This is a genomic window from Dongia sp. (assembly GCF_041909655.1).
Classification (GTDB): domain Bacteria; phylum Pseudomonadota; class Alphaproteobacteria; order Dongiales; family Dongiaceae; genus Dongia.
The window spans coordinates 88,764-111,286 of the sequence record NZ_JAYRDA010000009.1 but is presented as its reverse complement, the minus strand read 5'-3'; the positions used below and the strand labels follow the sequence as shown (position 1 = coordinate 111,286).

Annotated in this window: 19 protein-coding genes; 14 read left to right on the top strand and 5 right to left on the bottom strand. The window is 63.1% G+C overall.

Annotated elements, in window-relative coordinates:
* Positions 1-4 precede the first annotated feature (4 nt).
* On the top strand, positions 5-2,575 hold the full coding sequence (locus tag ACE3PR_RS17620) for an MMPL family transporter (protein WP_374374632.1): 2,571 nt from the start codon (positions 5-7) through the stop codon (positions 2,573-2,575).
* A gap of 7 nt (positions 2,576-2,582) precedes the next feature.
* Here ACE3PR_RS17620 and ACE3PR_RS17615 read toward each other — a convergent pair whose 3' ends face one another.
* Both ACE3PR_RS17615 and dxs read right to left on the bottom strand, forming a co-directional pair.
* Positions 2,583-3,209, bottom strand: coding sequence for an ABC transporter substrate-binding protein (locus ACE3PR_RS17615; RefSeq protein ID WP_374374631.1), 627 nt, complete (start codon positions 3,207-3,209; stop codon positions 2,583-2,585).
* Positions 3,206-5,119 carry a 1-deoxy-D-xylulose-5-phosphate synthase gene (gene dxs, locus ACE3PR_RS17610; protein WP_374374630.1) on the bottom strand — a complete coding sequence of 638 codons (1,914 nt, stop codon included), beginning with the start codon at positions 5,117-5,119 and terminating at the stop codon, positions 3,206-3,208. Before dxs ends, ACE3PR_RS17615 begins: the two co-directional genes overlap by 4 nt.
* 414 nt (positions 5,120-5,533) lie before the next feature.
* Here dxs and ispH point away from each other — a divergent pair, with 414 nt between their 5' ends.
* Entirely contained in the window at positions 5,534-6,475 is a 942-nt protein-coding gene (gene ispH / locus ACE3PR_RS17605; RefSeq protein ID WP_374374628.1) for a 4-hydroxy-3-methylbut-2-enyl diphosphate reductase, read from the top strand.
* 68 nt (positions 6,476-6,543) lie between these two features.
* On the top strand, positions 6,544-7,698 hold the full coding sequence (hpnH, locus tag ACE3PR_RS17600; RefSeq protein WP_374374626.1) for an adenosyl-hopene transferase HpnH: 1,155 nt from the start codon (positions 6,544-6,546) through the stop codon (positions 7,696-7,698).
* Here the strand turns inward: hpnH and ACE3PR_RS17595 are convergent.
* Both ACE3PR_RS17595 and shc read right to left on the bottom strand, forming a co-directional pair.
* Complete coding sequence (locus ACE3PR_RS17595) at positions 7,669-8,313, bottom strand: hypothetical protein (protein WP_374374624.1); 645 nt, start codon at positions 8,311-8,313, stop codon at positions 7,669-7,671. The two genes, hpnH and ACE3PR_RS17595, sit on opposite strands and share 30 nt — an antisense overlap.
* 133 nt (positions 8,314-8,446) lie before the next feature.
* On the bottom strand, positions 8,447-10,426 hold the full coding sequence (gene shc, locus ACE3PR_RS17590) for a squalene--hopene cyclase (RefSeq protein ID WP_374374621.1): 1,980 nt from the start codon (positions 10,424-10,426) through the stop codon (positions 8,447-8,449).
* Positions 10,427-10,604: 178 nt separating this feature from the next.
* Here shc and ACE3PR_RS17585 point away from each other — a divergent pair, with 178 nt between their 5' ends.
* Positions 10,605-12,725, top strand: a complete 2,121-nt coding sequence (locus ACE3PR_RS17585) for an ATP-binding protein (protein WP_374374618.1) — start codon at positions 10,605-10,607, stop codon at positions 12,723-12,725.
* Between the two features lie 13 nt (positions 12,726-12,738).
* Here ACE3PR_RS17585 and ACE3PR_RS17580 read toward each other — a convergent pair whose 3' ends face one another.
* Positions 12,739-13,494, bottom strand: coding sequence for a sulfite exporter TauE/SafE family protein (locus tag ACE3PR_RS17580; protein WP_374374616.1), 756 nt, complete (start codon positions 13,492-13,494; stop codon positions 12,739-12,741).
* Between the two features lie 193 nt (positions 13,495-13,687).
* Here ACE3PR_RS17580 and ACE3PR_RS17575 point away from each other — a divergent pair, with 193 nt between their 5' ends.
* From ACE3PR_RS17575 to ccoS, 10 genes are read left to right on the top strand one after another with little or no spacing between them, the layout of a single operon-like run.
* Positions 13,688-14,503: a DUF2189 domain-containing protein gene (locus ACE3PR_RS17575; protein WP_374374614.1), complete on the top strand. Its 816-nt coding sequence runs from the start codon at positions 13,688-13,690 to the stop codon at positions 14,501-14,503.
* 33 nt (positions 14,504-14,536) lie between these two features.
* A complete protein-coding gene (locus ACE3PR_RS17570) occupies positions 14,537-14,725 on the top strand; it encodes a hypothetical protein (protein WP_374374611.1) in 189 nt (62 codons plus the stop codon).
* Positions 14,722-16,197, top strand: coding sequence for a cytochrome-c oxidase, cbb3-type subunit I (ccoN, locus tag ACE3PR_RS17565; protein ID WP_374374609.1), 1,476 nt, complete (start codon positions 14,722-14,724; stop codon positions 16,195-16,197). The genes ACE3PR_RS17570 and ccoN overlap by 4 nt, the downstream gene beginning before the upstream one ends.
* Positions 16,198-16,209: 12 nt before the next feature.
* Positions 16,210-16,950, top strand: a complete 741-nt coding sequence (ccoO, locus tag ACE3PR_RS17560) for a cytochrome-c oxidase, cbb3-type subunit II (RefSeq protein WP_374374607.1) — start codon at positions 16,210-16,212, stop codon at positions 16,948-16,950.
* Positions 16,947-17,132, top strand: a complete 186-nt coding sequence (locus ACE3PR_RS17555; protein WP_374374605.1) for a cbb3-type cytochrome oxidase subunit 3 — start codon at positions 16,947-16,949, stop codon at positions 17,130-17,132. The genes ccoO and ACE3PR_RS17555 overlap by 4 nt, the downstream gene beginning before the upstream one ends.
* Positions 17,125-17,994 (top strand): cytochrome-c oxidase, cbb3-type subunit III, encoded by an 870-nt coding sequence (ccoP, locus tag ACE3PR_RS17550; RefSeq protein WP_374374603.1) that lies wholly within the window; start codon positions 17,125-17,127, stop codon positions 17,992-17,994. The genes ACE3PR_RS17555 and ccoP overlap by 8 nt, the downstream gene beginning before the upstream one ends.
* 23 nt (positions 17,995-18,017) lie before the next feature.
* A complete protein-coding gene (gene ccoG / locus ACE3PR_RS17545; RefSeq protein ID WP_374374602.1) occupies positions 18,018-19,439 on the top strand; it encodes a cytochrome c oxidase accessory protein CcoG in 1,422 nt (473 codons plus the stop codon).
* Between the two features lie 17 nt (positions 19,440-19,456).
* Positions 19,457-19,957 carry a FixH family protein gene (locus ACE3PR_RS17540; RefSeq protein WP_374374600.1) on the top strand — a complete coding sequence of 167 codons (501 nt, stop codon included), beginning with the start codon at positions 19,457-19,459 and terminating at the stop codon, positions 19,955-19,957.
* Complete coding sequence (locus tag ACE3PR_RS17535) at positions 19,930-22,332, top strand: heavy metal translocating P-type ATPase (protein ID WP_374374598.1); 2,403 nt, start codon at positions 19,930-19,932, stop codon at positions 22,330-22,332. The genes ACE3PR_RS17540 and ACE3PR_RS17535 overlap by 28 nt, the downstream gene beginning before the upstream one ends.
* Entirely contained in the window at positions 22,329-22,478 is a 150-nt protein-coding gene (ccoS, locus tag ACE3PR_RS17530; RefSeq protein ID WP_374374596.1) for a cbb3-type cytochrome oxidase assembly protein CcoS, read from the top strand. The genes ACE3PR_RS17535 and ccoS overlap by 4 nt, the downstream gene beginning before the upstream one ends.
* The last annotated feature ends 45 nt before the right edge of the window (positions 22,479-22,523 follow it).

Genomic DNA, 22,523 nt, shown 5'->3' with positions numbered 1-22,523 from the left:
TCACATGCTGGATCGGCTTTTCGCCGCAATCGTCGCCTGGAGCGTCCGCTATGCCCGCAGCTTCGTTCTGGGAATGCTGCTGCTGACGGCGGCGGCCGGCACCTATACCGCGCGCAATATCAGTTTCGACACCGACACCACCAACATGATCTCGCCGGATCTCTCCTGGCGGCAGGAACTGGCCAAGTTCAATGCGCTCTTTCCGCAAAATATCGGCCTGCTGGTGGTGATGGTGGACGGCCAGACGCCGGATATCGCCGAAGACGCGGCTGCTGCCTTGTTCGAACGTATCCAGGCGCGGCCCGATCTCTTCGCGACGGCGCGGCGCCCCGATGGCGGCGCCTTCTTCCAGCGCGATGGGCTGCTGTTCCTGCCGACCGAGCAGGTGCAGAAGATCGCCAATGCCGTGATCGAGGCCCAGCCGTTCATCGGATCGCTGAGCCAGGACCCGTCCTTGCGCGGCCTCTTCGACGTCCTGTCCCTGGCCATGCAGGGGGTGATGCAGAATTCGGCCGATGTTTCGCGGTTGGAAAAGCCGCTGGCACAAATCGCCGCCACCTTGAGCGACGCGCTCGCCGGCGGGCGGCAGGCGATGTCCTGGCAGGCGCTGATGCTGGACCGGCAGGCCGAACCGCGCGAATTGCGCAAGCTGATCCTCACCCAGCCCAACCGGAACTTCACCAGCCTGAAACCCTCGGCGGCGGCCAGTGCCTATGTGCGCGAGGCGGTGAAGGAACTCAATTTGACGCCGGAGACCGGTGTCAGCGTGCGCCTGACCGGCCAGGCCGCCCTCAATGACGATGAATTCGCGACCGTCTCGGAAGGCATGGGCTTTGCCCTGGTCCTGTCGATCGTGCTGGTTCTGGGACTTTTGTTCCTGGCGCTGCGCTCGTTCAAGCTGATCTTCGCCACCTTCGCGACGCTGCTCATCGGCCTCGTCCTGACCTTTGCCTTTGCGACGGTCGCCGTGGGCCAGCTCAACCTCATCTCGATCGCATTCGCCGTCATGTTCATCGGCCTCTCGATCGATTTCGGAATCCAATACGGCGTGCGGTTCGGCCAGGAAGTGATCGAAGGTCAGGCCGAGCCGTTAAGGCGCGCGGGTGCCGTGATGGCGCGGCCCCTGACCCTCGCCGCCATAGCGACAGCGGTCGGCTTTGCCGCCTTTATCCCGACCGATTACCGGGGTGTTTCCGAACTGGGCGTCATCGCCACGGCCGGCATGGCGATCACCCTTATCCTCAACGTGACGCTCCTGCCGGCGATCCTCGCCTTGCTGAAACCACGCATTGCCGGCAACGACATGGCAATGGCCTGGACCGGTCCGCTCGACACTTTCCTGGCCCGGCATCGCTGGCCGGTCATTGCCTTCTGGGTCGTGGTGGCCCTCGCCGGCCTCGTCCTGTTGCCACGCCTGGAATTCGACTTTCACCCGCTCCATCTCAAGGATCCGCGTGTCGAATCGATGGCGGCGATCAACGACCTCATGAAGGATCCGATCCGCTCGCCCTATGCAATCGAAATCCTGGCGCCCGATGCCGAGGCCGCCGAGACGCTGAAGAACCAGTTGAAGGCCCTGCCGGAGGTCTATGCCGTCCTGTCGGCGAGCACTTTCGTGCCGGCGGACCAGGAACCGAAGCTCGCCATTCTCGGCGATCTCGAATTGCTGATGGGGCTCAGCTTGGAGCCGCTTTCGGTGCGAGAGCCGCCCAGCGACGAGGAAATCCGCGCTGCCTTCCGCCAATGCGCCGCCAATCTACGCCTCGCCATGCCTTCTTCCGACAAGGCGCAGCAATTGGCGCGGCTGCTGGATCAGGCGGCGGCAGCCGATCCCGGGCTTTATCCAGTCCTGCAGCGCATGCTGGTCGACGGCCTGACGCCGCGCATCAAGATGCTGGCAACCTCGCTCTCGGCGGCGCCCTTGAGCGTCGAAACATTGCCTGCCGAAATCAAATCGGAATGGATCGCGCCGGACGGTTCCTGGCGCCTCACCGTCATGCCCAAGGGCGACAGCAACGACAACGCGGTTCTGGCCGCCTTCGTCAACGCCGTCCGCAACGTGGCGCCCCACGCCACAGGTCCGGCGGTGCAGATTTATGAATCTGGCCGCGCCGTCACCAAGGCGTTCCAGATGGCGACGCTGACCGCCCTCGTCGCCATAACGCTGTTGCTCATCGTGATCCTGCGGCGCGTGCTCGACGTAGTCTATGTGCTGCTACCGCTGTTACTGGCGACGCTTGCCACGATCATCCTGTGCGTGGCTTTCGGGCTGAAGCTCGACTTTGCAAATGTCATTGCCTTGCCGCTGCTGCTTGGCATCGGCGTCGCCTACGACATCTATTTCGTGGTGAACTGGCGACGCGGTGTGGCCATGCCGCTATCGACGGGCACGGCACGTGCCGTTCTGTTCAGCGCATTGACCACGGCGGCGTCGTTCGGCAGCCTGGCCCTGTCGAGCCATCCCGGCACGTCGCGGATGGGATTGCTGCTGCTGATTGCGCTGGGTGTCGTCCTGACGGTGATCTTTGCCTTCCTGCCGGCGATGCTCGGTAAGCCGCCCAAGACGCAGGAATAGGAGCCGCTCAGGACTCTTTTTTGAGGTCGAGAATCTTTTCTTCGAGGGATGCCATCAGCGCATCGGCGCCGCCCTGGCGCAAGCTCTGGGCGAATTCCGACCGCAACTGCGCCATCTGCGAGATGGCGCCGGCGAGGTAAATGTCGATCACCCGCCAGGTATTGTCGTTGAAACGGAACAGATAATTGAGTTCGACCGGCTCGCCGTTCGAGCGCAGCAATTTGGTGTGCAGCAATACGCGCCCATCGCCAGCGGGCTTTGCTTCGCCCACATCAAATTTCTGATTGTTGAAACTGCGGAAACGCCCGGCATAGGTGGTGATGATGTAGCGATCGAAGGTCTGCAGCAATTCGCCCTTCTTGTCGCCCGGCATCAGCGTCCAGTCGGGTCCGACCGCGATCCGGCACATGGTAGCAACGTCAAAGACATCGTTGAGAACCGGCTGCACCAGGGCAAAACGGCCATCGAAGCCGAGCTCCGGCCCGCGCTTCATGCATTCGAGCAGCGTGTCGTAGAAGCGCTGGATCAGGACGACCGGCTCGTCGCCGGCAGCAGCCGACGAAGCGCGCGGCAAGAGCGCGGCCCCGGCACCGAGGATGAGCGCGGTGCCGAGCAGATGACGCCGCGAGATCATGCGCGGATACTCGCCTCGGCAACACCCAGGGCCGCCAGAACTTCGCTGACAATGTGGCGTGCATTGAGGCAGGCCACGTCATATTGCTTCTGCGGCGCATCGTGGTCGATGCAGATATCCGGAATTACCATGGGTCTGACTTTCAATCCTCTGTCCAGGATCCCCGCCTTCGCCATGAAATGTAGGACGTGCGCACCGAATCCGCCAATGGCACCTTCCTCGATCGTGATCAAGACTTCGTGTTCGCGAGCCAGCCGCTTGATGAGGTCCTCGTCGAGCGGCTTGCAGAAACGGGCATCGGCGACCGTGCAGCTCAACCCCTTGGCGCCCAATTCGTCCGCGGCCTTCAATGCTTCGGTAAGGCGCGTGCCGTAGGAAAGAATCGCGATCTTCGAGCCTTCGCGCACGATGCGACCCTTGCCGAGCGGCAGGACCTCGCCACGAGCCGGCAATTCGAGACCGATGCCCTCGCCACGCGGATAGCGGAAGGCGCTGGGACGGTCGTCGATGGCGGCGGCAGTCGCCACCATATGCATCAACTCGACCTCGTCCGAAGGCGCCATCAGCACGAAATTCGGCAGACAGCCGAGATAGGTGACGTCGTAATTGCCGGCATGGGTCTGTCCGTCGGCGCCGACCAGGCCAGCGCGGTCGATGGCAAAGCGGACCGGCAGGCTCTGAATGGCGACGTCATGGACCACCTGGTCATAGCCGCGCTGCAGGAAGGTCGAATAGATGGTCGAGAACGGCTTCATGCCCTCGGTCGCCATGCCGGCGCAGAAGGTGACTGCATGCTGCTCGGCGATGCCGACATCGAAGGTGCGGTCGGGGAATTCCTTGCCGAAGGCGTCGAGGCCGGTCCCGCCCGGCATGGCCGCCGTCACCGCGACGATGCGGTCATCGGCGCGGGCCTCGGCAATCAACGCCTTGGCGAAGACGCCGGTATAGCTGGGCGCCTTCGGGGCCGATTTCTGCTGCACGCCGGTTTCGACGTCGAACTTCACCACACCGTGATAGCGGTCGGCCGAGTTCTCGGCCGGGGCATAGCCCTTGCCCTTCTGCGTCACCACATGGACAAGAACCGGACCCGGCTCGTCCGACTTCGCGAGGTTCTGCAGGACGGGGAGCAGATGGTCGATGTTATGGCCGTCGATGGGGCCCACGTAATAGAAGCCGAGCTCTTCGAACAGCGTGCCGCCGCCGGAGATGATGCCGCGGGCATATTCCTCAGCCCGCGCCGCCATCTTCTGCAGGCGATCGGGCAGGATGCGCGAGACGTCCTTGGCAAAATGGCGCAGCGAACGGAACGAGGTCGAGGACAATGATCGGGAAAGGTACGCAGACAATGCCCCAACAGGCGGCGCGATCGACATGTTGTTGTCGTTGAGGATGACGATCAGCTTGGTGTCGCGCGAGCCGGCATTGTTCATCGCCTCATAGGCCATGCCGGCCGACATCGAACCGTCGCCGATGACCGCGATGGCGGCGCGCTTGCGGCCCTGCAGCTCGCTGGCCACGGCCATGCCAAGTGCTGCGGAGATCGAGGTAGAGGAATGGGCCGTGCCGAAGGGGTCGTATTCCGATTCCGAGCGCTTCACGAATCCGGAAAGACCGCCGCCCTGCCGGAGGGTGCGAATCCGGTCGCGGCGGCCGGTCAGAATCTTGTGCGGATAGGCCTGGTGCCCGACATCCCAGATCAGGCGGTCATAGGGGGTATCGAAGACGTAATGAATCGCCACGGTCAGTTCGACCACGCCGAGCCCGGCGCCCAGATGCCCGCCTGTCACGGAGACGGCATCGATGGTTTCCTGACGCAGTTCGTCGGCCAATTGGCGCAGATCGGAGGGGTCCAGCTGGCGCAATTGCGCTGGCGTGGCCACGCGGTCGAGCAAAGGGGTCTTACTGGTCAAGGGATAGGCCTTTTACCAAAATAATCTGTTAATCGGACTCCGAAGCGCCACAAACCGGGAGTATGACGGAAGCCATCCTACCGGCCGCTGTGACTATTCAAGGTCATTCGAATCCGGGTGCTTATAGGCAAAACCCCGCTCAAGTGCCACCCCTTTCCAACTCGGGACAGAGCCTAAAAGATCCATAATCACCCAAATGGTTGACGAATTTATTAGATTATTGCGCAGCAACCGCCACCCCTGTGTAGCGCACCTGAGCCATGCCCGCTTTCTAGTAGGCAAACATGGCGATTCTGTGTAAACAGACCCCTAGCCCTTGTTTTCGCTGCATATGCGTTGTCCATGCGGAAAGGCGCAAAGACCAAGCGCCACACTGGGTTATTGTCGTTTAGTGGAACAGACGGGTTTTTAGGAATGCGGGTAGTTCTGGCTCAGCCGCGCGGCTTCTGTGCAGGCGTGGAACGCGCTATTGAGATCGTCGAGCGCGCGATCGAGCGATTTGGCCCACCGGTCTATGTGCGGCACGAGATCGTGCACAACCGGCACGTGGTCGAAGGCCTGCGCGCCAAGGGTGCCGTCTTCGTTGAAGAGCTGGACGAAATTCCGGAAGGCCGCTTTGCCATCTTCAGCGCGCATGGCGTCTCCAAGGCCGTGGTGCAATCGGCTCATGACCGCGGCCTCAACGTGATCGACGCCACCTGCCCGCTGGTTTCCAAGGTCCATAACGAGGGTACCCGTTATGCCAATCAGGACCGCCAGGTGATCCTGATCGGCCATGCCGGCCATCCGGAAGTCGAAGGCACGATGGGCCAGATTCCCGGCGGCGTGCTGCTGATCTCGACTGCGAAAGATGTCGAGACGCTTGAGGTCGAGGACCCGGACAAGCTGGCCTTCGTCACCCAGACCACCTTGTCGGTCGACGACACCCGGAGCGTCATTGAGGCGTTGCGTGCGCGTTTCCCGACCATCGTCGGCCCCGATACCAAGGACATCTGCTACGCCACGCAGAACCGGCAGACGGCGGTGCGCAAGCTCGCGACCGAAGTCGACGTCATTCTGGTCGTGGGCGCGCCCAATTCCTCGAACTCGAATCGACTCAAGGAATTGGCCGAAGAGCTCGGCGTGCGCAGCTATCTGATCGAAGACGCCACGCAATTGCGCGATGAATGGCTGAATGGCGTCCAGGCGGTCGGCGTGACCGCGGGCGCCTCGGCCCCGGATATCCTGGTCCAGGATCTGGTGGCCAAATTGAAGGAATTGCGCGACGTGCGGCTGGAATTGCTGGCCGGCGTCGAAGAGAATGTCCGTTTCCGCCTGCCGCCGGAACTGGCCGATACGCCAGCCGCCGCGCAGTAAGCGCGAACTAGTCCCCATCGATACCAGACGACGTTTAGAATTCGGTTAAGTAAAAGGAGATCGCCACCGTGTCCGTTCCCATTCGCCAGGCCATCCGTGTCGGCGCCTATGTGGTGAAGCAGCATCTCCTTGGCCGCAAGCGCTATCCGCTCGTGCTCATGCTGGAACCGTTGTTCCGCTGCAACCTCGCTTGCGCCGGCTGCGGCAAGATCGATTACCCGGCAGAGATCCTCAACAAGCGCATCTCGGTCGATGACGCGCTTGCAGCCGCGCAGGAATGCGGCGCGCCGGTCGTCTCGATCGCCGGCGGCGAACCGCTGCTGCACAAGGAATTGCCGGAGATCGTCGACCGCCTGATCAACGAGCAGAAGCGCTCGATCTATCTGTGCACCAATGCGCTTCTCCTCGAGAAGAAGATGCATCTCTACAAGCCGTCGCCCTATTTCACCTGGTCGGTGCATCTAGACGGCTCGAAGGACGAGCACGACAAATCGGTCTGTCAGACCGGCGTCTATGAAGCCGCCGTCGCCGCCATCAAGAAGGCGAAAGCCGCCGGCTTCAACGTCAACATCAATTGCACCTTCTTCGACGGCACCGATGCCGAGCGCGCGGCGAAGTTCTTCGACGACGTGATGGCGATGGGCGTCAACGGCATCACCGTCTCGCCGGGCTATGCCTATGAGCGCGCACCCGACCAGCAGCATTTCCTCAACCGCAAGAAGACCAAGGATCTGTTCCGCGACATCTTCCGCCGCGGCGAGAACGGCAAGCGCTGGCGCTTCAGCCAATCGACCCTGTTCCTCGATTTCCTGGCCGGCAACCAGAGCTATCACTGCACGCCCTGGGCCAACCCGACCCGCAACGTGTTCGGCTGGCAGCGTCCCTGCTACCTGCTTGGCGAAGGCTATGCCAAGACCTTCACCGAGCTCATGGAAACCACCGAGTGGGATAAATACGGCGTCGGCAATTACGAAAAATGTGCCGATTGCATGGTCCATTCCGGCTTCGAGGGCAGCGCGGTGAAGGACACGATCCGCAGCCCGCTGAAGGCGCTCAAGGTCGTGCTCAAGGGCATCGAGACGGAAAAGCCGATGGTGCCCGACATCTCGCTCGATAATCAGCGCCCGGCCGAATACGTGTTCTCAAGCCATGTCGAAAAGGCGATGGCGGATATCCACGCCGAGAAGGAACGCCTAAAGCAATCCCGCGCGGCCGCCGAGTAAGGCCTTCAGCGCCACGCGCGAGCGCGAGGCGACGCGGATCAGGGCCGGCAACTGGCCTGGATTTTTGAGAAGCGACAGAAGGACGGCACCGATCGCGGGCCGTCCTTCTTTATTGAGTCCCACCAGAGCCGCCGGCGGCAGATCATCCGCTGCCGTATCGGCGATGGCGCGCAGGACCAGAAACGGCAGGCCGTATTTCCGCGCCGCCAGCGCCACATGATGGCTTTCCATATCGATCGCCGCGGCTTTGCTGGATTGATGAAGTGCTGCCTTTGCCGCGACGGTAGCGATGGCTGTCGACGCAGCGGCAATCGGCAATGCCCGCGCCTGTGGCAGAGCATGGCCGGCACGTGCCAGCCATTCCGCATCGGCTTCCAGGCGCGAGCCGTCCGGCATCACGACGACGGGACCCAGCAGCAGATCGCCGGGTTTCAACGCGGGATCAAGGGCGCCCGCTATACCAAAGCTCACGAGATGGGTGGCGCCGCCTTGTACCAATTGCTCGATTTTGGCAGCGGTCGATGCCGGATCGCCGCCGCCAGAGACGACATCATGGCCCAAGCCGTCCAGCAGCTTTGCTTCCGCCAGCATGCCGGTGACGACACCAAGTTTCATCACAGCCACGTTTCTTTGTCATGGCCCGCGAAGGCGGGCCATCCACGAGTTTGCGGGCAACTGAATGAAGTAATTCGTGGATCCCCCGCCTTCGCGGGGGATGACAACAAAGAGATGCGGGCGGCCGCACACATCACATGCCGAACATGACGTGCTGGGCGTTGCCCTGTTTCAGATTGCGATAGCGCGCCGTCGCCCAGAGCGGGAAGAAGGCCTTGTAGCCGTGATAGCGCAGATAGAAGACGCGCGGGAAGCCGACGGCCGTATATTCCTGCTCGTCCCAGGTGCCGTCGGGCTTCTGCGTCGTGTTGAGGTAATCGATGCCGCGCTTCACGACATCGCTGTCGACATCGCCCGCCGCCATCAGGCCGAGCACCGCCCAGGCGGTTTGCGACGGCGTCGATTCCGGGCCTTCGCCGCGCGGCTTGTCGGCCCAATAGCTGTCGCCGCTTTCGCCCCAGCCGCCATCTGCGCGCTGCTTGCTCTCCAGGAATGCCACCGCATTGCGCATCGCCGGGTGATCGCCGGGAATGCCGATGGCATTGAGCGCGCACATCACCGACCAGGTGCCGTAGATGTAATTGGTGCCCCAGCGGCCGAACCAGGCGCCGTCCGCCTCCTGCTCACGGAAGAGATAATCGACGCCCGCCTTCACCTTGGGATGCTCGATTGTATAACCGAGCTGCGCCAGCATGGAGATGCAGCGCGCTGAAACGTCGGCGGTCGGCGGGTCCAGCAGTGCGCCGTGATCGGCGAAGGGAATATGGTTGAGGTAGTAATATTCGTTGTCGGCGTCGAAGGCACCCCAGCCGCCATTCTTGCTCTGGAGGCCGAGGATCCATTCGACCGCGCGGTCGATCGAGTCCTTGTAGCGGGCGTGATCGAGGCGATCCATCGCCATCACCACGACGGCGGTATCGTCGACATCCGGATAGTGATCGTTGTTGTACTGGAAGGCCCAGCCGCCCGGCCGCACGCCCGGGCAGCGCACCGCCCAATCGCCGGCGACATCGAGGATCTGACGGTCCTTGAGCCAATCGGCCGCCGCCGCGACGCGCGCCTTGTCGACCCCCGCCTCCAGCAGCGCATGCGCCGCGAGGCCGGTATCCCAGACCGGTGAGAGGCAAGGCTGGCAATAGGCCTCGTCATCCTTGAACACCATCAGCTTTTCGATCGAGGCGCGGGCGATGGCGTAATCCGGCTGGTCCTTGGCATAGCCGAGGATGTCGAACATCATCACCGAATTGGCCATGGCGGGATAGATGGCGCCGAGGCCGTCTTCACCATTGAGCCGCTCGGTCACCCAGGCGACCGCCTTGTCGATCGCCTTCTGGCGATGGCCCCTGGGGAACAGCCAATCGGTCCGCTGCAGGATGCGGTCGAGTACCCGGAAGAACACGGCCCAGCCACCCTTGCGGTCCATGTTGTACCAATTCGTCACCTGCTCCGGCGGCACCAGGAACAGCTCACGCACATCCACCCGCTTCGGGTTGCGCGCCTGGGGCTGCTTCGACATCAGCACGAGGAGCGGCACGATCACCGTGCGCGACCAATAGCTGACCTTGTCGAGATGGAACGGAAACCAGCGCGGCAGATGCATGATCTCGACCGGCATCTTGGGCACCGCATGCCACGGCACCTGACCGAACAGCGCCAATTGGATCAGCGTGAAGACATTGCTGCGCACGGCGCCGCCATAGGCCAGGATCGCCTCGCGGGCGCGGCTCATATGCGGGCTGTCGATATCCTCGCCGCAGCATTTCAGGGCGTAATAGGCTTTGACCGAGGCCGAGATGTTGAAGGCGCCGCCGTGATAGAGCGGCCAGCCGCCGTGATCACCCTGGATATTCTTCAGGTAGCGGACGATCTTGGCTTCGACCGCCGGGTCGATTTCATCGAGGAAGTGCTTCAGCAACACGTATTCGGCCGGAATCGTGGCGTCGGCTTCCAGTTCGAAGGCCCAATGCCCATCCGGACGCTGCTGGCCGAGGAGGGCCTCGGCGGCGCGATTGACCCCCAGATTCAAACTGGCGGCCACCCGATCGGCGGTTCCTGCGGGAGCCGTATCGGCCACGGCCAAATCAGCCTGGGCAGCGAGGTTGCGACTGCTCATTCCTTGATTCACTTCATTTTTTTCTGCGATTCGAGGGCGGAGAATGCGTGAGTTTTCCTCTTTTTTCAACCCGTTAAGGTCCGTTTCCGGTTTTATCACGTGCCATGTCATGTGTTGCAAAATCAATGGTTTATTAAGCTACATGCGCAAGAGTAATAGCTGCATTGCTGGGGGATACATGCAAGCACGCGTGACGCGCTGGGTATCGGGGCGGCTCTCGCGCCAGATCATGGCTGCGCTGACGATCAGCGTGTTCGTGGTCGGCGTACCCTCGGCGCTGTTGCTGCACCATCTAAGCGAGCGTTCGGCCATCGAAGATGCCAAGCGCGTCATCGGCGCCCTTCAGGACAGCAAAATCAGGGAAATCGAAGCCGATCTGGCGCAGGCTGAAACCAGCCTCGAGAAGCTGTCCACCTTCATTACCAGGGAGATGGCCGAGCCGACTTCGCTGGAAGACGACACCAATTTCGCCCTCAGCTTCGTGCCCCAGCCGGATGGGTCGATAAGGTCGGATCCCAAGCACTTCGACGGCCGAACCCAGGCCGGCACTTATATCGACCCGAATACTCCCCGCACCCCTTTCACCCGCGCCTTCCACGCCCGCCTGGCGCCAGTGATCGAGCTCTATGGCGCAGCACAATTACCGCGCTTCGATACCCTCTGGCTGCTGACACGCTGGCATTCGATGATCGTGATGATGCCGCGGGTGCCTCGTTATGTTTTCGATGCCACGCCGCAGGATGATTACAACAAGACGGAATGGATCACGGGCGCCGATCCCGCCGTCAATCCGGACCGACGGATGTATTGGACCGAGCCGACCTATGACCCGGTGTCCCGGTCCTGGATGGTCAGCGCCGTGCGGCCGCTGGACATTGCCGGAGAGTGGGTCGGCACGGTCGGACATGATTTTTTTCTCGCTGGCCTCTTCGAGCGGCTCAGCGTCAACCCCGCCTTCGCCCAAGCCCAGGATTTTCTGATCGACCGCCATGGCGATTACATGCTGGCCGGCCAATGGCAGAACCATATCGAAAGCGCCGCCTATGCCGAGATCGACAAGGCCGAGATCGATGCCGCTCTGGCGGACGTCAGGGTCGCCCTGGAGGATGGGAAGACAGGCCACGGCAGGATCGTCGTCACCGATTTTCTGGGCCAGCCCTACCTTGCCGTTTCGAACTCGATCCGCGGACCGGATTGGCGTCTCATCCATCTGGTGCCGGTAGCGAGTGTCGCCGGCCGCATCTCGCAGACCTTCATCGGCTCGGCCATCATCACGCTCATCGCTTTTGTGATCGTCGCATTGACGATTCACATGCTTTTGCAGCGGCGCGTGATCGGCCCGCTGCGCGCCCTCTCCGCCTCCGTGCAGCGCTTTGAAAGCGGCGAATTCGACAGCCGCGCCATGGTGCGCAGCCAGGACGAGATCGGCAGTCTCGCCGCCGCCTTCAATTCGATGGCCTCGCGCATCGGCATCTCGCAGCGCAAGCTGGAGGCGACCCAGACCGAATTGCGCAACCGCAACATCGAATTGCAGCGCGCCAATCGCGTCAAATCGAACTTTCTTGCCAATATGAGCCATGAATTGCGCACACCGCTCAACGCGATCCTGGGCTTTTCCGAAGTCCTGAAATTGGAGATTTATGGTGCCATCGGCGACAAGCGGTACCTGGAATATGTGGGGCATATCCACCGCAGCGGCCATCATCTTCTCGAACTCATCAGCGATGTGCTCGATCTCTCGAAGATCGAGGCCGAGAAGCTGGAACTGACCTTCTCGTTTCAGGACATCCGCGCACTCATCGATGACGCGCTCAACATGGTCCGCCCGGCCGCAAATGATCGCGGCGTCGACTTGATCGCGCCACCGCCAGGTGATGCGACCGTGCTCAATTGTGACCGCCGCGCCGTCAGCCAGATGCTCATCAATCTTGTCAGCAACGCGGTGCGGCATACGCCCAGCGGCGGCAGCGTCGCCGTCGAGATCGACTGGCGCGCGGATGATTCACTGGTCATCGCGGTGCGCGACACCGGCACCGGCATCCCCGAGCAATTGCTGCCGCACCTTTTCTCGCCCTTCGGCGTGCGCTCGGCGCATATCGCGGGAGCCGGCCATAGCGGCGGCACCGGCCTCGGCCTCTCGATCACGCAAGGCCTCATCCGCCTGCATGGTGGCGAGATAGAGCTCGATACCAAGCTCGGTCAGGGCACCTGCATGCGCCTGGTCTTCCCGGCATCGCGGACCAAGAAAGCGGCCGACCTGCCGGCCACGCAGGTCATCGCCGCCGCCGCCGCGCAATGAGCGCCTTCCACCCTCACGCCTGCAAGGTCGTCCGTACCGCCATCGCGAACAGGATCAGCGCGTTGAAGCCAGCCACATAAGGCATCGCACGCCGCGCCAGGGGGCGCCAGCGTTCGGCGGCGCGACCGCCGAGATAGCCAACGACCCAGAGCGCCGGAACGGTGCCCAGCACAAAGCCCGCCATGCCGATCGCCGCCGCGACCGGATCGGCGGTCGCCGCCGCCGCCGCGAAGGCACCATAAAGCAGGCCGCAGGGGAGAAAACCCAGCAGCAAACCCAAAAGATAGCCGCGCCAGCCAAAGGGCGCTTTCAGCAGAGGCCCGGCCATAGATGAGAGGCGGCTGCTCCAGAGCGTCGGCGCATGGAGGCCGAAACCATGCCAGGCCTGCCACGCAAAGACGATCGCCGCGAAGGCCAGCAGGGATGGCGCCAGGTAGGCCCAGCCGCTGATCTGTCCGGCGGCACTGAAAGGTGCCGCCAGAACGGCCCCGGTCAATATATAGGTCGTGCCGCGCCCCAATTGATAGGGCAAGGCAAGGCTGGCTTCGAGCCGCCGGATCTCGTGACGCAAGGGGCCGCCCTCGAGCGGCAAGGCCGACATGCGGCCAGCCGTCTGCGCCACAACGAAGGGCCCGCACATGCCGACGCAATGGCTGGCCGACCCCACCAACCCAGCCAGAAACAAGGCTAGGAAAATAGGGCCATTTGCCACCGTGACTGTCTGGCAATGGGCCGCAAAAGCGGCAAGGACATCAAATCCGTCGGACATAGAGGCACTTCATGGACGTACTTCTCCAGCCGCCGAACGAGGGAATCCGCACGGCAGCGTCATTGTGCCGCTATCTCCACCCGGATCCCAGCCCCCGGCATTGATCTAGATCAATGTGGTTGAGGCCCCCCGGTTTTAACTTTCTGCCATGGATTCGCCGACGCCGGGCGGACCATGTCGATGGGAGGGCGGGATGGCCCAGGAACAACAACCGATGCAGCGTGCCGATATCGAACTCACGGGCGAGTTCCGCGGTATCGTCCTGCCGATCAACCGGATCGAGGTCGACGCCACCTGGATGTGGCTGAGCCGCGGCTGGCAGGATTTCCGCCGCGCTCGTGCGGTCGATCTCTGCTTCGGGATCGGCATCGCCGCGATTTCATTCCTCATCCTCGCCATGGCCTGGCAGGCCGACCTCTGGCCCTATGTCTGGCCGCTCGCCGCCGGCTTCATGTTCCTTGCCCCCCTGCTCGGCATCTGCTTTTACGAAACCAGCCGGCGCCTGGAACAAGGCCTGCCGATCAATCTGGTCGACATTGCGCTCTCCTGGCGCCAGCGCCCCGGCCCGATCTTCACCCTCGGCCTCATTCTCATGTTGATTCAGGTGGTCTGGATCTATCTCGCCATCCTGATCTATGCCCTGTTTTTCGGTGCCCAGCCCGTTTCCTGGAGCAGCTTCGTGCTGGATACGCTGCTCTCGCCAAAGAACCTGCCCTTCTGGATCGTCGGTTTCGGCGTCGGGGCGATTCTTGCCGGCATCTCCTTCGCCGTCTCGGTGGTCTCATTCCCCCTGCTGCTCGATCGCGATATCGGGGTACCGCAAGCCATTGCCACCTCGCTCGCCGCCAGCATCGTCAATTGGCGCGTGCTGATCGGCTGGGGTGCACTCATCGTCCTTTTCAGCGCCGCCGGCATCGCCACTTTCTGCCTCGGCCTCATCATCACCATGCCACTTCTTGGTCATGCCTCCTGGCATGCCTATCGCGACATCGTGGCAGCGCCGCGCTGACCCGCGCCGCATCATTTCTATCGGAGGTTCATCATGTACGGGCTTGGAAACTGGATCGCGACCGTCTTGCTGGCGGCCATCGCCTTACTGGGGCTGGTCCTTTGGTCGCGCGCCGGCGACGACGCCATGGCCCTGTTTGGCGGCGGATTGCTGTTCTTCGGCATCCTGATGGTCTTCCGCTTGATCACCAATGCTTTCGGACATGAGGAGAAACTGTCATGAGCGGCGCCGTTACCGCTGCCGGCGCAATGCCGATCGAACCCTATAACGAGCGCGTCGTAAAACTCTTCACGCTCGCCACGGTTTTCTGGGGCGTGATCGCGTTTACGGTCGGCACGCTCATCGCCTTCCAGTTGGCCTTTCCGGTACTGAATTTCGGCCTCGAATGGACCACGTTCGGCCGCTTGCGGCCGGTCCACACCTCGGCCGCCATCTTCGCCTTCGGCGGCAGCGCCCTCCTCGGCACCTCGCTTTATGTCGTGCAGCGCACCTGCCGCGCCCGGCTCTGGGGCGGCGACGCGCTCGCCGAATTCCTGTTCTGGGGCTACCAGCTCTTCATCGTGCTGGCCGCCTCTGGCTATGTCCTCGGTATCACCGAGGGCCGCGAATATGCCGAGCCGGAATGGTATGTCGATCTGTGGCTGACGCTGGTCTGGGTGATCTATCTGCTGATCTTCCTCGGCACCCTGATGAAGCGCCAGGAACCGCATATCTATGTCGCCAACTGGTTCTATCTCGCCTTCATCGTCACCATCGCGATCCTTCACATCGGCAACAACCTGTCGATCCCGGTCTCGATCTTCGGCGCCAAGAGCTATTCGGTGTTCTCCGGCGTCCAGGATGCGATGTTGCAATGGTGGTATGGCCATAACGCGGTCGGCTTCTTCCTCACCGCCGGCTTCCTCGGCATCATGTATTACTTCGTGCCGAAGCAGGCCAATCGCCCGGTCTATTCCTATCGCCTCTCGATCGTGCATTTCTGGTCGCTGATCTTCCTCTACATCTGGGCGGGTCCGCATCACCTTCACTACACCTCGCTGCCCGACTGGACGCAGACTCTCGGCATGACCTTCTCGGTCATGCTGTGGATGCCCTCCTGGGGCGGCATGATCAACGGCGTCATGACCCTCTCGGGCGCCTGGGACAAGCTCCGGACCGATCCGGTGCTGCGCTTCCTGGTGACCTCGGTCGGGTTCTACGGCATGTCGACCTTCGAAGGCCCGGTCATGTCGATCAAGGCCGTGAACTCGCTCAGCCACTATACCGACTGGACTATCGGCCATGTGCATTCCGGTGCCCTGGGCTGGGTCGCCTTCGTCAGCTTCGGCGCCGTCTACTTCCTGGTGCCGGTGTTGTGGAAGCGGTCGCGCCTCTATTCCCTGCGTCTGGTCGAGTGGCATTTCTGGACCGCCACCTTCGGCATCGTGCTCTACATCACCTCGATGTGGATCAGCGGCATCATGCAGGGCCTGATGTGGCGCGCCTATGACAGCCTCGGCTTCCTGCAGTTCAGCTTTGCCGAGACGGTCGCCGCCATGCATCCCTATTACGTGATCCGTGCCCTGGGCGGGGTGCTGTTCCTGCTCGGCTCGCTGATCATGGTCTACAACCTCGTCCGCACCATCCGCGGTGACATCCGCCAGGAATCCGCCATCGGCGGTGCCACAGCCGTCCCCGGCACGGCTCGGGCGTAAGGAGCACTTTCCATGATCAAACACGAAATCTTCGAGAAGAACTCGATCATCCTCCTTGGCGGCATCATCGTCACCGTCGCCATCGGCGGTCTGGTGGAGATCGTTCCGCTCTTCACCATCGGCGAGACGATCGAGCAGGTCGAGGGCGTGCGTCCCTATTCGCCGCTGGAACTGCAGGGCCGCAACATCTACATCCGCGAGGGCTGTTATCTTTGCCACAGCCAGCAGGTGCGGCCGTTCCGCGACGAGATCGAGCGTTATGGTCCCTACAGCCTCGCGGCCGAGAGCATTTACGATCACCCCTTCCAATGGGGATCGAAGCGCACCGGCCCGGATTTGGCGCGTCTCGGTGGCAAGTATTCCAACGACTGGCACGTCGCCCATCTGATGGATCCGCGCGCCGTGGTGCCGGAATCAGTCATGCCGACCTATCCGCATCTTGCGCGCAAGGAAATCAGGATGCCGGACATCGCCGAGCACCTGAAGACCCTGACCATCGTCGGCGTCCCCTATTCCGAGGAAATGGTGGCCAGCGCCGCGGCCGACCTCATGGCCCAGGCGACGCCCGATGCCGATGTCGAAGGCCTGATGCAGCGCTATCCGAAAGCCGCTACCGGCGATTTCGACGGCGACAAGACGCGGGTGACGGAGATGGACGCGCTCATCGCCTATCTGCAGGTGCTGGGCCGCATGGTCGATTTCACCACCTACCGGCCCGAATACGCCAACGGGGCCGCGGGAGAAAGCCAATGAGCGATGGATTCACCTTGGCCGAGCTCGCGCATTTCGCGCGCCAGATCTGGCCTTTGTGGCTGATGCTGATCTTCGTCAGCATCGCCTTCTACGCCTTCCGTCCCAAGAACCGGCGCCATTTTGACGAATGCGCCAATATCCCCTTCAAAGCCGATGGCGAGGAGCCACGCCGCCATGACTGACCTTTATCGCGACGACGTAACCGGCAAGGAAACCACCGGCCACGAATGGGACGGTATTCGCGAGCTCAACACACCGCTGCCGAAATGGTGGCTGATGGTTCTTTATGCCTGCATCGTCTGGTCGATCGGCTATTGGGTCGTCTATCCCGCCTGGCCGAGCCTCACCAACTACACCAAGGGCGTCATCAACTATAACAGCCGGGCCGAATTCGCCCAGGAAATGACGGCCGCCACCGCCGCGCAGGGCCAATGGCTGACCGCCATTGCCGACAGCCCGGTCGAGGCGATCGAAGGCGATCCCGAATTGCTGAACTTCGCCATGGCCGGCGGTCGCGCGACGTTCAACGAGAATTGCGCCCCCTGCCACGCGGTCGGCGGCGCCGGTCGTCCGGGCTTCCCGGTGCTGGCTGATGACGATTGGATCTGGGGCGGCACCCTGGCCGACATTTCCCAAACCCTGCAGCACGGCATCCGCAATGTGGATGATGCCGAGACACGGGTTACCGACATGCCGCGCTTCGGCGCCGACGAAATCCTGGATCGCGATCAGATCAACAGCGTGACGGAATTCGTGCTTTCGCTCTCGGGGCGCGCCACCGATCCGGTCGTGGCCGAAAGCGGGCGGCAGATCTTCACCGACAATTGCGCCGCCTGTCATGGCCCCGCGGGCCTGGGCCTGCGCGAATTCGGCGCCCCGAACCTCGCCGATGAAATCTGGCTCTATGGCGGCGAGAAGCCGCAGCTCCTGGCACAGATCCATGACCCCAAGATGGGTGTCATGCCGGCCTGGAGCGGCCGTCTCGATGCCGCCAAGATCAAGATGCTGGCGGTCTATGTGCACTCTTTGGGCGGTGGCGAGTAAGCACCGTATAGTCAGGCTCGATCATGTCGTTGGGCGCCAGTCTGTTTGGCAAAAGCAAGCTCTATGCAGACCACGTCAAAGTCTATCCGCAACGGATCTGGGGTCGCTTCCGGAAGATCAAATGGGCGGTCCTGGCAGCATTGCTGGCAATCTACTATCTGGTGCCGTGGATCCGCTGGGACCGCGGCCCGGATGCGCCGGATCAGGCTGTGCTCATCGACATGGCGGGGCGCCGTGCCTATTTTTTCTGGATCGAGATCTGGCCGCAGGAAGTCTATTATCTCACCGGCCTGCTGATCCTCGGCGCCTTCGGCCTCTTCTTTGCGACATCGCTGCTGGGGCGTGTCTGGTGCGGCTTCACCTGCCCGCAGACGGTCTGGACCGACCTCTTCATGCAGGTCGAACGCTGGATCGAGGGCGACCGCAATGCCCGCATCAAGCTGGACGGTGAAAATGTCAGCACCGGCAAGGCCGCCCGCAAGGTAGCCAAACACGCCGTCTGGCTGGCGATCTCGCTGGCCACAGGCGGCGCCTGGGCGATGTATTTCGACGACGCGCCCACCTTGCTGCGCCACTTCTTCACCGGCGAGGCGAGCCAGCTGCAATATGTCTTCGTGGCGCTCTTCACCGCCACCACCTATGTCCTTGCCGGCTGGGCGCGGGAACAGGTCTGCATTTACATGTGCCCCTGGCCGCGTTTCCAGGCTGCCATGTTCGACGAACATTCTCTGCTGGTCACCTATGAAACCTGGCGCGGGGAGCCCCGCGGTCATCTGAAGAAAGACCAGGGTTTCGAGGGTCGCGGCGATTGCATCGATTGCGGCCTCTGCGTCCGCGTCTGCCCGACCGGCATCGATATCCGCAACGGCCAGCAATTGGCCTGCATCGGCTGCGGCCTCTGCATCGATGCCTGCAATTCGGTGATGCTGAAGATCAACCGGCCGCAGGAACTCATCACCTATGACGCGCTCTCGGCACAGGCGGACCGCGCGGCGGGCCGCCCGCCCAAGCGCCGGCTGGTGCGCCCCCGGACCGTGATCTATGCGCTGGTCATCCTGCTGGTCGCCGCCGGCATGCTGGCCACCCTCACCCAGCGCAGCCGGCTCGACATCTCGCTGCTGGGCGACCGCTCGCCGCTTTTCGTGCGGCTGAAGGATGGCGGCATCCAGAACGGCTATACTCTGAAGATCCTCAACATGCAGCGCGAGCCCAGCCAGTTCAACCTCGCGGTCAGCGGTATCGACGGGTTGAATGTCCGACTGATCGGGTCGACACTGGATCATATCGCGGTCGAGCCGGACGATGTCGGCACCTTCCGCCTGCTGCTGCAGGCGCCCAAAGGGGCGGCACCGGCCGGATCGTCCTCGATCGCCGTCACCGTCAAAAACCTGACCACCGGCGAAGAAAGCGTTCATGACGCGATCTTCAATGCGCCGGCGCACTAAAGACCGCCTGGAGAGAGATGATGCCCAATCGCGCGCAGACCACGACCCAGCGGCAGGCCTACTGGATCCCGGCTGTCTTCGTCGGTGCCATGCTGCTGGTGATCGCGGTCAACATCGTGATGGTCTTCTTCGCCACCTCGACCTTCCCGGGGCTCGATACGGACAAGGCCTATGTCCAGGGCCTCGCCTATAATGAAACACTGAAGGAAGCCGCCGCCAGCGAAGCCCTGGGCTGGCAGGCAAAAGCCGAGATCGCCGAAGGCGGCGATCTGGTGCTTTCGCTGCAGAACGCTGAGGGGCAGCCGGTAACCGGCATGGATCTCCGCGGCCAGATGGTGCGGACGGCGACCACCTCGATGGACCGGGCTATTGCCTTCACGCCGGCAACGGGTCAGCCCGGCCTCTATCTGGCGGCACTCGATCTTCCGGCCAATGGGCTGTGGGAGTTGCGGGTCGCCGGCACCGTTACCGCCACCGGCGTCGTCTGGCAATGGAACGACCGGATCATGGTGCCGTGAACCTGACGCCGCAACCGGACGGCCAATTCCAGACCTGCCGTCATTGTGGTCAGGAAGCGCCGGCCGGCGAAGAGTTTTGCTGTTCCGGTTGCCACGGTGCCTATCAATTGGTGGGCGAACTCGGGCTCGACAGCTATTACGCCAAACGCTGCCTGGAGGGTGACACCGATTTCTCGCGCCTGCGGCCCGAGGAATTCGGCGCGCAAGGCGATCTTTCCGCCTGGATCCGGCCGGCCAAGGATGGCTGCCTCAGCCTAACCCTGATGGTGGATGGCCTCAGCTGCGGCGCCTGCGTCTGGCTGATCGAACAGACGCTGTTGAAACAGCCGGGCGTCACGCATGCCCGCGTCTCTCTGGCGACGCGGCGCCTCAACATCGTCTGGCGAGCCGGCGAAGCCGATCCCAGCGCTCTTGCCCGTCTGGTGCAGCGTCTGGGCTATCGCCTCCTGCCCTGCGATCCGGCGCGGCTCGCCACCAGCGACCAGCAGCAGGCGCGGGAATTGCTGCGCTGCCTCGCGGTCGCCGGCTTTGCCGCCGGCAACATCATGCTGCTCTCCGTTTCGGTCTGGTCGGGTGCGGCCAGCGACATGGCCCTGGGCACACGGGACTTCCTGCATTGGATCTCTGCCCTTATCGCCATTCCGGCCATTGCCTATGCCGGCCGGCCCTTCTTCCGTTCGGCCTGGGGTGCTTTGAGTGCACGGCGCACCAACATGGATGTGCCGATCTCGCTCGCCATCATTCTGGCCCCCGGCGTCAGCCTCTACGAAACCTTCCAATCCGGCCCGCATGCCTATTTCGACAGTGCGGTCACCTTGCTGTTCTTCCTGCTGATCGGCCGCTATCTCGATCATCGCGCCCGCTACCGCGCGCGTGCCCTGGCCGAGCAATTGCTGGCCCTGAACGCGGTCGCCGCCACGATCCTGGAACCGGACGGCACAAGGCGCGACGTGCCGCCGACGGCTTTGCGGCCCGGCATGATGGTGTTGGTGGGCGCGGGGCAGCGCATACCGGCGGACGGAATCGTCATTGCCGGTGAAAGCAACATCGATACCAGCACGGTGACCGGCGAGGCCCTGCCGCGCGAGATCGCGCCGGGCGAACAAGTCTATGCCGGGACGCTGAACCTCGCCGCGCCACTCCGCCTGCGCGTCTCCGCGTCGGGCGATGCCACGCTGCTGGCCGACATCATCCGGTTGATGGAAGCAGCCGAGACAAGGCGCGGTCGCTTCGTACAGATCGCCGACCGCGTCGCCCGGCACTATGCGCCGGTGGTGCATGCGACCGCCCTCGCCGCCTTTCTCGGCTGGACCCTGATCGGCGGCATGGCCTGGCAACCGGCCTTGATGATCTCGGTTGCGGTTCTCATCATCACCTGCCCCTGCGCCCTCGCCTTGGCCGTGCCGGTGGTTCAGGTTATCGCCAGCCAGCGCCTGATGCGCAGCAGCATTCTCTTGAAATCGGGCGATGCGCTGGAACGGTTGCAGGCGGTCGATCACGTCGTCTTCGACAAGACCGGCACCCTCACCCTCGGCCGCCTCGCTTTGGTCAACGATCCCGCCCCGCGCCTGCTCCGGATCGCCGCCGGCATGGCGGCAAATTCCAAGCACCCCCTGGCCCGCGCCATCGCCCAGGCGGTCGCGGCGGCACCGGTGCTCGAGAACGTCACCGAGTGTCCCGGCGAGGGCCTGGTCTGGCGTGCCGCCGATGGCGAATGGCGCTTGGGCTCGGCCAAGTTCACCGGCCAAGCCGATGGCGGCGAAAACCAGGCGGTGCTGTGGCTCATCGGCCCCGCCGATGAATGTCAGAAATTCGTGCTGGCCGATCAATTGCGCCCGGACGCCATCGCGACCATCGCCGCCTTGAGGGCCAGGGGCCTCAGCGTCGAGATATGTTCCGGCGATCGACCGGCACCCGTGACGGCACTCAAGGCTGTGCTGGGGATCGAGGCCGCGCATGCCGAGATGACGCCCGCCGCGAAGGTTCACCATCTGCAGAAATTGGTGGCCGAGGGCCGCCATGTCCTGATGGTCGGCGACGGTCTCAACGATGCCGCGGCGCTGGCCGCGGCCCATGTCTCCCTGGCGCCCGCTTCGGCCGCCGATATCAGCCAATCCGCCGCCGATATCGTGTTCCAGGGGGAACGCCTCTCGGCCATCCTGATCGCGCTGCGGATTGCCCGGGACGCGCATCGGCTGATGTGGCAGAATTTGGCCTTGGCCCTGGTCTATAATCTGGCCGCGGTACCCTTGGCCGTCATGGGTCTCGTCACCCCGCTGGTGGCCGCCATCGCCATGTCGAGTTCGTCGATCCTGGTGATTCTGAACAGCCTGCGCCTCGCCCGCGCCGGCAAGGTGGAGCGCCCCGTCCCATGACCGTCCTCCTCATTCTCATTCCCATCGCCCTCATTCTGGGCGGACTCGGGCTCGCGGCGTTTCTCTGGTCGCTGAAATCCGGCCAGTATGACGATCTCGAAGGGGCCGCCCGCCGCATCCTGTTCGACGACCCGGATCGTTCCTGACCCCCTGATCCAAATCTCGCCGGCTGCCGTAAAAAGCGCTGGGAG